The 12,413-nt window shown below is 46.0% G+C and carries 9 protein-coding genes and 1 pseudogene; 5 read left to right on the top strand and 5 right to left on the bottom strand.

The features are described from left to right. Positions 1-114: 114 nt before the first annotated feature. Positions 115-648, top strand: a complete 534-nt coding sequence (locus NG833_RS26535) for a heme-binding protein (protein ID WP_254568279.1) — start codon at positions 115-117, stop codon at positions 646-648. 347 nt (positions 649-995) lie between these two features. Here NG833_RS26535 and NG833_RS26530 read toward each other — a convergent pair whose 3' ends face one another. The 5 genes from NG833_RS26530 to NG833_RS26510 form a co-directional block, all read right to left on the bottom strand. After that, positions 996-3,356 (bottom strand): PAS domain S-box protein, encoded by a 2,361-nt coding sequence (locus NG833_RS26530; RefSeq protein ID WP_254568278.1) that lies wholly within the window; start codon positions 3,354-3,356, stop codon positions 996-998. A 70-nt stretch (positions 3,357-3,426) separates the two neighbouring features. Continuing rightward, complete coding sequence (locus NG833_RS26525; protein ID WP_254568277.1) at positions 3,427-3,843, bottom strand: secondary thiamine-phosphate synthase enzyme YjbQ; 417 nt, start codon at positions 3,841-3,843, stop codon at positions 3,427-3,429. Between the two features lie 20 nt (positions 3,844-3,863). After that, positions 3,864-4,976 (bottom strand): glycosyl transferase, encoded by a 1,113-nt coding sequence (locus tag NG833_RS26520; RefSeq protein ID WP_254568276.1) that lies wholly within the window; start codon positions 4,974-4,976, stop codon positions 3,864-3,866. Positions 4,977-5,299: 323 nt separating this feature from the next. After that, positions 5,300-6,502 carry an aminotransferase class V-fold PLP-dependent enzyme gene (locus NG833_RS26515; protein WP_254568275.1) on the bottom strand — a complete coding sequence of 401 codons (1,203 nt, stop codon included), beginning with the start codon at positions 6,500-6,502 and terminating at the stop codon, positions 5,300-5,302. A 178-nt stretch (positions 6,503-6,680) separates the two neighbouring features. Beyond that, entirely contained in the window at positions 6,681-9,083 is a 2,403-nt protein-coding gene (locus NG833_RS26510; protein WP_254568274.1) for a response regulator, read from the bottom strand. 167 nt (positions 9,084-9,250) lie between these two features. Between NG833_RS26510 and NG833_RS26505 the strand changes: the two genes are divergently transcribed. The 4 genes and pseudogenes from NG833_RS26505 to NG833_RS26490 all read left to right on the top strand — a co-directional run. Next, positions 9,251-9,394, top strand: coding sequence for a hypothetical protein (locus NG833_RS26505; protein ID WP_254568273.1), 144 nt, complete (start codon positions 9,251-9,253; stop codon positions 9,392-9,394). A gap of 19 nt (positions 9,395-9,413) precedes the next feature. Continuing rightward, positions 9,414-10,898: a TM0106 family RecB-like putative nuclease gene (locus tag NG833_RS26500; RefSeq protein ID WP_254568272.1), complete on the top strand. Its 1,485-nt coding sequence runs from the start codon at positions 9,414-9,416 to the stop codon at positions 10,896-10,898. Between the two features lie 116 nt (positions 10,899-11,014). After that, entirely contained in the window at positions 11,015-12,169 is a 1,155-nt protein-coding gene (locus NG833_RS26495) for an esterase-like activity of phytase family protein (protein ID WP_254568271.1), read from the top strand. Positions 12,170-12,250: 81 nt separating this feature from the next. Further along, positions 12,251-12,413: pseudogene (locus NG833_RS26490) on the top strand (Uma2 family endonuclease); the annotation flags it as partial.

The following is a 12,413-nucleotide window of genomic DNA, read 5'->3' as shown; positions in this document are numbered from 1 at the left end:
GCGCAATGCTTGCGCCCTCCGGAGGGCGCAAGCATTGCGCCCCTACATTGACTACTCCATTGAGCAGTCACTGCAAACGAACGTTTTGGAGATTTTATTTTTTGGAGTTCCATCATGTCTGCATCTTTACCCCATGATTTTCCCAATCCTACCCCACCGGGGGCGATCGAAGTGAAAGAGTATCCCCAGTATCGGGCGGTGACTTACAGCCATTCGGGGAATCCTCAACAAGCCAGCCAAGTTGCTTTTAATCCGTTATATCAGCATATTAGTACCAATCAAATTGCCATGACAACCCCGGTTGAAGTGCGGTATTTGGATGGGTTAAGTCCGGAAATGACCACGCCACAAACTGCCGAAGTTTCGTTTTTATATCCCAACCGGGATATTTCGCCGGAAATTATGACGGATGAGGTTAAAGTCACCGATTATCCGCCGATGACTGTGGTGAGTATTGGCATTCAAGGGGCTTATAGTTGGGCGAGTTATGAACAACATTTGCAACGGTTGCAAGATTGGCTGAAGGAACATTCTGAGTATGCGATCGGCGGTCCCCCGCGTCGGTTGTTGTACAATTCTCCGATGACTCCGGAAGCGATGAAACTCAGTGAGGTGCAGATTCCGATTGCTGGGGTTAATGCGGGTTAATTCATTAATTAAATCAGCCGCAGGCTAAAGCCTGGGGCTATACGGACGAAGCCCGCCTGCGCGGGCTATTTGATAAACCAGCATATTTGGAATAAAAACCCGCAGGCTAAAGCCTGGGGCTATACGGACGAAGCCCGCCTGCGCGGGCTATTCAATAAAATAGGAAAATCATCCCTAAATGTAGAGGCGATTCGCGAATCGCCTCTACATTTAGGGTTTAATATTAAAATAAAAACCCGAACCCTAAAGGGTGATAGCCTGCGTTTGGCGTAGCCTGCGCGCCAGCGCTTAGGCAGGCTTCGTTCGTGTAGCCCCAGGCTTTAGCCTGCGGGTTGAGTTAAAATATTTTAAGTCAACCCTTGAAAAATGGGAATTTCTATCACAAATTCTGCCCCTAAATCTGGGTTGGCGTGACAGGAGATTTTACCTTGATGTTTTTCTACGATAATTTGATAGCAAACGGAAAGTCCTAATCCGGTGCCTTTGCCGACGGGTTTGGTGGTGAAAAAGGGGTCGAAGAGGCGGGCTTGAATTTCTGGGGTCATGCCGGGACCATTGTCGATGATGCGAATTGTGACTCGATCGCCAGTGGCAGAGGTGAGAATGCGAATGGTGGGGGATTCAGGGGGTATTTCTCCTAACTTGCGGTTGTACTTTTGCTCTAAGGCATCGATCGCATTATTCAGGAGATTCATAAAGACTTGATTCAATTGTCCGGCATAACATTCCACTGCTGGCAGTAGGCCAAATTCTGGGATAATATCGATTTCGGGTCGCTCAACTGTGCCTTTTAGTCTGCCTTGCAAAATCAACAAGGCGCTTTCGATGCCTTCGTGAATATTCACTTGCTTCATTTCTGCTTCATCGAGGCGGGAAAAGGTGCGGAGTGAACGGACAATGCCTCGGATGCGATCGGTTCCCACTTTCATTGATCCTAAAATTTTCTGCAAATCCTCTTGCAAAAAATCCAATTCTATGTCTTCGAGTTTATCGGCAATTATTGGGTCTGTTTCTCCATACTGTTGTCGGTAGAGTTCTACTAAATCAAGTAAGTTTTGTAGGTAATCGCGAACATATCCCAAATTTCCAGAAATAAAATTCACGGGATTATTAATTTCATGGGCAATCCCTGCAACCATTTGACCCAGGGAAGACATTTTTTCCGATTGAATTAACTGGGTTTGAGTCTGTTGCAGTTGAGTTAATGTGGTTTGGAGTTGCTGATTTTTTTCCTGTAATTCTCCGGAAGTTCGATGCAATCGTTCCACGGTGTCGCGCAAGGCGGTTTCGGCTTCAACGCGATCGCTAATATCCCGGGCGACGCCAATTAATCCAATCGCATAACCTTGGGCAGAACGATACACGGTTTTTGAGGTTAAATAGGTCCGGGGTGGAGAGGAAGTTGGATCTGCATTCAATGGCACAATTTCTTCTTCTAAAAGCTGAGTTTCACCTTCCAACAAAATCCGATGGTCATTTTTCATCCGTTGTCGCGCCGTTTCTGGGGATAATAATTCTGTATCATTTTTTCCTAAAATTTCATCCACGGGCTTACCCATTGCCTTGGCCCCGGCAGAGTTAATGGAGAGATAGCAACCCTGAAGGTCTTTGACAAAAATACTATCCGTTGTTCCTTCGGAAATAGCTTGCAACAAATTGTAGCTTTCTTGCAATTTCTCCTGGGCGCGTTTGCGTTCGGTGATATCGCGAACAAACAGGGTGTAGAGTTGTCCTTGGGGTAATAAAACATGAGCGATCGCCAGTTCAATGGGAAAAGTCGTGCCATTTTTCCGCTGTCCGACTAATTCATAAGCCGAATTGCTTTCCCCGGGCATTTGACGAGTATTCAGGAATAGGGCCAAATAAGCGTCAATTTCTTGCTGCATTAACCAGGGCATCAACAGTTTCAAATTTTGCCCTTGTAATTCTGATTCGCTATAGCCAAACAGTTCCAAAGCAGCGGTATTCATCCAATGAATTTTACCGCCATCGGTGATGGCAATGGTCCCCTCGGGGGCCGCTTCCAACATGGCTTGATATTGTTGAGAATTGCCCTTTTCAAAGGTAAGGAGTCGGTTACTTTGGTAGATCAAGAGTATTCCTGCGGCGCAAATGATGAGAGAGGCGATTCCCGTGGCGATCGCCGGACGGGGTAGGTAGGATGCGCGCAGTTGTCGGACCTCCAGTTGGGTCAAAACGGCCCCATTTAATTCGGGAATCGGGGCATAAGCGACGATCGCCGGAATACCCTGTTCATCGGTAATCAACTGACTGCCGGTTTCCCCAACGATCGCCCGGTGGATGGCATCGGCGAGTTCAGAATCCGGGATGACGGGAATCCAAGGGCGATCGCTGGTAGTCCCCTGTTGCCAGATCACCGGAAAATCGTCGGTTTCCACCCAGGCGATCGCCACGCGCATCCCCGAGGGTTGAGGGAGTTGATAGGCTTGTTGGGCGGACTCCCAGGCGGTTTGCGGGGTATCCGTGACGGTGGCAATCCTCTGGATTAGCTGGACTTGCATTTGGACGGTTTGTTCTAAGTGCGATCGCCCTTGGGAGAGGACCATCCGATCCAGGATATAAACCCCAATTCCCGCCACCGCCATCGCGATCGCGCTGAATCCGACTGTCCAGTAGACCAGTTGCTGGCGGTTATTTGGGCGATCGGCATCATCGCTTATGTCCTGCTTCTGGGAAACACCCATCATGGAATTCCTCACCGGGACTTGCTTGAATTTTTAGCCTCTACTGCCTCAGTTTAAGCCACCTGACGGATTATTATTCCCCCTGAATATGGACGACTAATTCTCGATAATGACCTTGTTGCCGGTGTTCCCAAATATAAATTCCCTGCCAGGTTCCAAGCACTAATCGACCTCGATTGATGGGAATTTGCTCACTCGTATGGGTGAGGGCCGTGCGAATATGGGCGGGCATATCATCAGGACCTTCGGTACTGTGGCGGTAGCGGCGTTGTTCGGGAACTAAATCAGAAAAGAAATGTTGTAAATCTTCTAATACATCCGGGTCGGCATTTTCTTGCAGCAATAAACTGGCGGAGGTATGGCGCAAAAATAGGGTACAAAGGCCCGTTTGTACTCCTGATTTTGCCACAACTTCTTCCACTTTGGCGGTGACTTTAGCTAGGGATTTTCCGGTGGTTTTCAGTTGGAGGATTTGTTGATGGTAGGTCATAAATTTAATCGGTAAAAGGGTTAACGTTCCGAGGCGGATTCGGTTTGGAAATAATCCACCACTGCCTGGGCGATCGCTTCCGTGCCATTTTTGAGTAAGGGTTCGGTGGATTGGGGAGGGAGAGGAGGTTCTCGCAAAAAGTCCCAATTCCCCTCAAAAAACTCTTCCTGGGTGACAATTCTGTGATGAGAATGCTGTTGGATTCCCGAGAGTAATAGGGGGGATTCCGCAAACCCTTCTCGGGTGAGGGAGATAATCGGCACATTTTGGCGACAAGCTTCAGAAAAGGTGCTGAATCCGGGTTTAGAAATCACTCGCCCACACACCGGCATAAAATCCACGGGACGAAGGCGATCGCCATTGGTTTGATTGTCAATTTTAACTAAATTCGGCAAATCTGGCGCATGGCGGTCAAAGGTGATAAATTGCCAATCGGGAAAGTCCTGCAAATTATGATAAGGAATTTGTTCCAGTCCCAATCCGCCAAAGGTGAGTAAAATGGTTTTTTCTAAGGGAGATTTTAGCCCCCAGTCCCGGCGGAGAGTTTCCGGTTGATAGCGGGGAGTTCCGCCGGTTAATCCAAAATCTTTAATTGTTGGAAAGGCACTCATGGGTTCGTGAAAAGGCAGACGAAATAAACAATCACATTGACTGAAACAGTCCGCAATCCAATCGGCAATGGCTTCAAATTCTCCTCCCCAAGGACGATAGATAAAATCCCACCCAAAATTGCTCATCATCCAGACGGGAATGCCTGCCGCTTTACCAATGGTTGCCGCTAAGGGGGGAATATCAGCCAGAATTAATCCGACGCGATTGAGATGAATAAAGTTAACTTCCCCCGAGGCGATCGCATATTGCCGTTTCCGAATTTCTTGCAATTTTTCAAGGGTTGCTACTTTATCCATCTTCAAGCTATCTGCCTGAATTACTCCCACATCTAAAGCCCTTTCCCGTAAGATAAAATCTCCGGTAATATAACTTTCCAGTAACCAACGGGGGGCCGTAGTAACTAAAATCAATAAAATGTCCGGATTTAGTCTTTGAATTTCTGCCGCCACTGACGCGGCGCGCACCGCATGACCAAAACCATGATTAGTAATGGCAATATAAACAACGGGTCGAGTTTTCACGGCCTATATCAGCTATAAAATAACAACAGGATAGAGGGTAAATCCTGTCCAAAGAACCCAGATTTTGCCTCTCTATTACCATTTTAAGACAAGTTTAGCCTTTTTTCTACAATACAGAACTTACCCAGATTTGGAGACCCAACCCTATTATCTGTAGAGGCGATTCGAGAATCGCCCGAAACCTATAAATGTAATTCATGACCCGATTTCACAAACCCAACCCTATCTGTAGGGGCGATTCGAGAATCGCCCGAAAAATATAGAGGTAAATCAAGGTCAAGATTGGGTAACTCGCCTAACAATTATTTCGGGTTTAAACCCGATTAAATCTGTGGACAATAATCTTGGATTCCCTGAATCAGTCGTTCAATTTCCGATTCTAAGGTAAAATAATGGACACAGGCGCGCACACAATTCGGATTGAGAATCGTCCGGACCATGACGCGATGTTCTTTTTCCAAAAACTTCACCAATTTATCATGAGTTGCCCCAGATTTTAGGAGGGTTTCATTAAGCTGAAATGAGACTAAACCAGCTTCTGGCGGAGTCGATTTTAAGCAAATAATATCCGGTAAGTCTCGGAGTTTTGTCCAGAGTTGATGACTTAAGGCTTGGATGCGATCGTACCGTTCTTGGGGGGTTCCCATGCCATGATGAAAGGCGATCGCCTTTCGTAATCCGGCTAATAACGGATAAGCAGATGTTGCCACCTCAAACCGCCGTCCATCGGGTTTAAATCCTACCCAGTCTCCGGTAGAATTCATGGCAATGCTGCGCCAACCAATAAAAGTGGGATGGAGGGTTCCAGCCGCATCAGGACTGACATACAATCCGCCTAATCCTTCCGGTCCACACCACCATTTATGGCCGGTAAAGGCATAATAATCAACCCCAATTTCGGTGAGATTTAAGGGTAAAACCCCTACAGATTGGGCGGCATCTACAAGGACTCTAATTTTTGGGTAAGGGTTAGATTTTGGGTTGAATTCATGGCAAACTTTAACAATATCAGTGAGAGGTAAAACTTGGCCGGTATTCCAGAGGATATGACTGAGTACGACTAAGCGAGTATTGGGGTGAAGATGGGAGGCGATCGCCAAAGTGGGATTCCCCTCATTTAACGTTTCCATCAAGGGACAAATGGAAACTTGTAAATCGAACCGACGGGCGATTTCATCGATGGCAGCGACAATTCCGGGATGTTCGCAGTCGCCGATTAAGATGCGATCGCCGGGTTGCCAATCCAGACCCCAGAGGGGAATATTGCATCCAATGGAGACATTTTCCGTGAGGGTAATGGTATCTGGAGTGACCCCGAGTTCCGAGGCGATCGCCTCTCTTGTAGCGGCGATTTCTTCATTAACCCAAAGTCCCGTTTCTCCGGTAAAAGGTCCTTTTTCCTGAATCAATTGATAGGATTTAAAAATGGCGGTTAATGCCGATTCCGGCATCGGTCCTTGTCCACCATAGTTAAAATAGGCTTTATTTTTTAAAGCGGGAATTTGCTGGCGATCGGTCTGTTTCATAGGGATTACCTCATATTTTAATCCAGTTTAAAATATAGATTCGCAGGAAAAATATAGCGATTCTAAATCATGCTAACAACTGAATTGGTTAATTTAATTGATTAGTATATCATAATCTCGCCTGGAGGAGAATTCCGGATAATAAAGGGTCATGTTTGGGTGACTCCTCGGGGAGAAATCAATTTGGATTGAGATATTTTTGGGTGGCTATCTTCTCCAGAATAGTCTGGAGTACGGTAACTTTAACCGGCTTAGTAATATACTCATCCATCCCGGCTTCTAAACATTTCTGGCGATCGCCTTCCATTGCACCTGCCGTCATCGCCACAATCCGGGGGCGCTGGCTGGGGTCCCACTCCTGGCAAATCTGGCGAGTTGCTTCTAATCCATCCATTTCAGGCATTTGAACATCCATCAACACCACATCATAAGGATGCTGATGTAATGCCGCTAAAGCTTCTAATCCGTTATTAGCAACATCCGCATGATATCCCATTTGGGATAAAATTTTGAGGGCAACTTTTTGATTAATGCGATTATCCTCCGCTAGGAGAATTCGTAAGGGAAATCGTTCGGCCAGTAGGGGGTCAATCTGAGGAATAGAAGGGGCATTAGCCGAAATAATCGCCTTCTTTTTGGCAATCACATTCATCAAGACTTCATACAAATGAGCACATTTAATGGGTTTTGTAAAACACCCGGAAAAATGGGGAATAGAATCATTCAGAGATTGACCCATTGAAGTCAATAAAATCAGGGGAAGGGTTTGGGGGTCTCGCAACTTGTGCAACTCAGAACCCAGCGTAATCCCATCCATTTCTGGCATCTGCATATCCAGAATTGCCAAATCAAACGATTCACCGCGATTCAGGGCGGCGATCGCCTCCGATGGCGAACTCACCCCTAGGGGAATCATCCCCCACTTCTGAGTTTGCCGGATTAAAATTTGCCGATTAGTCTCATAATATTCGACAATTAACAGCCGTTTCCCCTCTAACTGAGCTTCAATTCCCGTTTCATAAGCGGGCAAGGGCAGGGAATCTTTGGCCACAATAATTGTAAAATAGAAAGTCGAACCCTCCGCGACTGTACTTTCCACCCACATCCTGCCCCCCATCAGTTCACACAACCGTTTGCTAATCACTAATCCTAACCCCGTCCCTCCATATTTTCGGGTAGTGGAAGCATCAATTTGAGAAAAAGAGCGAAACAGTTGATTCAGATTTTCCGTGGGGATGCCAATCCCTGTATCGATGACGGAAAATTTAATTTCAAAATAAGTCGGACTCGGGTCTAGTTTCCCGACTTCAGTTTCTAGCTTGGAGTTGGAAAATAGGTTGTAAACAGGTGACCAATTGCCGATTTCCTCAGCTTCAATTATAACTGTTACTTCGCCTCGTTCCGTAAATTTCACCCCATTGGTGAGAAGATTCGCTAAAATTTGGCGCAAGCGGGTGACATCCCCGATAATGCGAATGGGAGTCTTTTCATCCATCAGATAACCTAATTCTAATCGTTTTTCAGCCGCTTTAGCAGCCACGAGAACCAGAGCATCTTCCACCGTTTCGCGCAAGTCAAAAGGAGTCTGTTCTAGGGACAACTTACCGGCTTCAATTTTAGACAGATCTAAAATATCATTGATAATCGTCAATAATGCTTCACTACTGTTGCGAATTGTTTCTACAAAATCTCGTTGATTCGGGTTCAGTTCCGTATCAATTAATAGCCCCGTCATGCCAATGACTGCATTCATCGGAGTCCGAATTTCATGACTCATATTAGCTAAAAACTCGGATTTTAATTGCGTTGCCGATTGCGCTTCCCGCAGGGCCAAATCAAGTTCTATATTATTTGCTTTCAGTTGAGCCGCAATTCGGGATGTTTCTTGTTGAGACTTGATAATTTCGGAAATATACTTTTTAATATGCTGAACCGAAGGAAGAAAGACAAATAAAGCTTCTAGCAATATCACGAATAAGCTGAGAGCTAAAAACACCCTCTCTAAGCGGATCAAGTGTTGAACCCGCTGAAGGGCTTGTTTTTCATACTCAGAGACAATCGCATCCATCGCCAAGAAAAATGCCCGTTCATTGGCTAGAATTTGTTGAGAAAAGGGCAAAATAACCTCTCGATCAACCGGGGTTTCTGGTTCCGTGACAATGGAGAGTAAACCGATCGCACCTTGTTGCAGCGCTTGAAAGGAGGGTTCGAGTTCGGCCAACATTTGGGAAATTTGAGGGTTGTTTTGTTGAGGCAATCCTAGTTCCGGATCCCCATATTTTAAGCCGAGATGGGACTGGGAAAATAGGTTCACGGCATCTTGCAGTTCTTGGATTCGGGCTTGGCGATCGCCCTGGGGGGGAGATTCGAGCCAGATCAGTGCGGATTTACTCAGCTGTTGACTCAAGGCTCTTTGGCGTCCGGCAAGATTGAGTACCCTAGAATCGGTAGTAATGACGCGCAGCGATCGCTGTCTCATGAATTCGCTGCCCATAGAAAGGATGGCGAGGACGCTGAGGGCAACCATATACAGTGCGCTCAGGCGGCGCGTCGGAGAGTTTTTGTGAAAGATAGAAGGCATAGAACTGGTAGCGACTGTGTGGGTAAATTCTGCTTGAGTCTGCTGAGGGAATTCAATAATTTTTATTTCGAGTTGTACCTAAATTTTAATAATATATTCTTTATAATTAAATCAACCTTTACTCAAAATTCTATCAATTTAATGTTCTCTGCCTTTTGGCTATTTTGATGCGACGCTCCATTTCTTCCCGACGAAGCACCCGACACCAGGGGGGCACCTTCAACCGCTACGGATTTGCCGGATCCCCCCTGCCTCAGAACCCAGAGGCGATCGCCAAGTTGTTCATTCACCTGAGTATTCTCGCTGACTGATTCTTGATATGTTAAAGATATGCTGCTAACTGACAACCTTCTATTTGATTACCAACGCTGTGCGCGCCTGTCATTCCTCAACCTCTATGGAAAGGACACTCATCAACAACCGGCGAGTGATTTTGCCACCAAACTGAAACGAGATAGCGAAGTTTACCGACAAGGCGTATTGGCAGAATACCCTGCTCAACGCCCGAATTATCCCTACGGAGACTGGGTGAAGGGTGCCGAGGCAACTGTGGCGTTAATGAAACAGGGTGTCGATCGCATTGATCGCGGCATTTTGATGACTCCAGGGCCCCAAGGGGTTACCCTGATGAGTCGTCCTGATTTATTAATCCGCAAACCAGGGGCCTCAGTCTATGGGAATTGGTCCTATATTCCCGTGGATATTCGCTTTAGTAAACGCCCGAAGGCGCCACATCAAATTATGGCAGCCTTTCACGCCCTGGTGCTGGCGGGGGTCCAGGGGGCTTGGCCCCGGGACGCCTGGTTAGTTTGCCGTGAAAAAGGCGAATATCGGGTGAATTTAGAGAAATATGTCCCTCAAATGCAGGAGTTGGTAGACTCTTGCATTAAAATGCTGACCAGTCGCAAAGAACCGGAAGTCTTTATGGCACGACATCCTTGCAGTATGTGCCAGTGGCAGAGTCATTGTTATGCGATCGCCCAGGAAACCCAGCATCTCTCCCTCCTGCCTGGAGTAACCCCCATTCGTTATCAAAAGTTAAAACAACTGAATTTGACCCAATTAGAATCCCTCGCCCAGGCGGATTTACTAACTCTAGCCGAAGGTCTGGTGGAAGTTTGTAATAATCAATATGAACCCGAAACCCTCGCCCGAGATCTGATCATACAAGCCAAGGCGACCTTAAATAATCAACCGATTGCTTTACCCCAAAAATTGCCCCTTGCTCCCAAGTTTCTTCCCGTCTCTCCCGTTGAACTCTATTTTGATATTGAAGCGCAACCGGAATTAGACCTAGATTTTCTGCTGGGTGTATTAGTTGTCGATCGCCGCAATCTCGCCCCAGGAGAAGCACCAACCCAGAAATTTCATGCCTTTTTAGCTGAAAGTCCCGACGAAGAATGCCAAATTTGGGAGCAGTTTTTGGAATTAATCTGGACCTATCCCATTGCTCCCATTTTTCATTTTTGTGACTATGAAATTCAAACCCTCAAAAAACTCGCCCGCCGCTATCATACCCCCGCGCATCGATGGAAAGTAATTCTGAATCGGTTTGTGGATATTCATAAATTAGTCACCAAATCTGTGGTGATGCCTGTGGAAAGTTATGCCCTCAAGTCGATTGCTAGGTCTCTCGGATTTGAGTGGCAGAATGCTTTAGCATCCGGCGCTCAATGTGTGGTGTGGTACGATCGCTGGTTAGAAACGGGCGATCGGCATTACCTGGATTTGATTTTAACCTATAACGAAGATGACTGCATTGCTACTTTTGTCGTTAAAGATTGGTTGGTCAATTTTTCTCAAAATTGTTCCTGAATCTAAGGCTTAAACCTGCTATCAATTCAAGATAAATTAAGGACAACACGGTTGATTATTACCATTCAAATTTATATAAACTCCAACTCTCAGAGAAACACTCGACTCAAACCTCTATGCTTTTCGGTAAAATCAATCCTATTTTATGGATAACCTTGGGATTATCTTGTACTTTTGGCATGGGTTGCCAACCGCAAACCCTTCCAGAAACCTTTGCCAGTCCTGCCACTTCCCCAACTGCTAATTCTGCCTCGGGAATAACTTCTCCTATTGAATATCTAGGAGAATTCAAAATCCCCACCGGATTTATTTTTCAGGATACCCCCCTCGGAGGACTCTCAGGAATCACCTACGATTCTCAGCGGAATTTGTATTATGCTCTATCGGACGATCGCGCAATCCAAGGACCCGCCCGATTTTACACCCTAGAAATAGAATTTAATCCTCTGGTTGTTACCCCCATTAGTGTTACCTCCTTGGTGGATCAAACCAGTCGTCCTTTTCCCACTTACACCGTAGACCCTGAAGGGATTGCCTTAACCCGTCGCGATACCCTATTTATTTCATCCGAAGGAGATGTAGAACGAGATATTCAACCCTTCATCAAGGAATTTTCCCGAGAAGGAAAAGAACTGCAATCTCTCCCCATTCCCGATAAATTCCTAGCTCAAAATGGTCAAGGAATTCGGAATAATCAGGCTTTTGAAAGTCTAACTTTAAGCCCGAGTGAGCAAGTCCTCTATACCGCCATTGAAACGGCTTTAGTTCAAGATGGAGAACCTGCAAATCTGGAAAAAGGAACGCCTATCCGCATTTTAAAATATGATTTAACCACAGGACAACCCGGTCCAGAGTTTTACTATCTCACCGAACCCGTACAGACTGAACCTAAGTATCCGGATGGATTGACAATTCATAGTTTAGTCGAATTACTCGCCTGGGATGAAACAAAATTGCTCAGTTTAGAACGAGGCTTTACAGAAGATGTAGGAAACACGGTTTTATTATATGAAGTCTCTCTGGAAGGCGCAACCGATATTCAGCCAATCGAGAGTTTAAAAGAGGTTAATATTCAAGAGATTCAACCCGCTCAAAAACGCCTGTTGCTGGACTTGCGAACTTTAGAGATTCCCCTGGATAACTTAGAAGGAATGACCTTTGGTCCGAAATTGGCCGATGGACGACGCTCTTTAATTTTAGTCAGCGATAATAATTTTAATCCCTTGCAAGTGACCCAGTTTTTAGTCTTTGCCATTACCTTAGAAGAGTGAAGGGGACTCCTGGACAATCTGGGGATAAATCTTGGATAATAGAGACAGTAATTTCCCAGAGCAATTCATGGAGAACACATCATGAGTAGACAACCCTCGGTGGGAAAAACCAACAGCAGAACGGACCAACAACTCCTTCCTTTAGAGAATGGCGATCGCCTCACTCGTCCTGAATTTGAGCGCCGCTATCACGCCATGCCGAACTGCAAAAAAGCTGAACTCATCGAAGGAGTCGTTTATATGC

This window comes from Oscillatoria sp. HE19RPO, assembly GCF_024220515.1.
GTDB lineage: Bacteria > Cyanobacteriota > Cyanobacteriia > Cyanobacteriales > Laspinemataceae > Laspinema.
The sequence above is the reverse complement of the archived record's forward strand: the minus strand, read 5'-3'. Positions and strand labels throughout refer to the sequence as shown.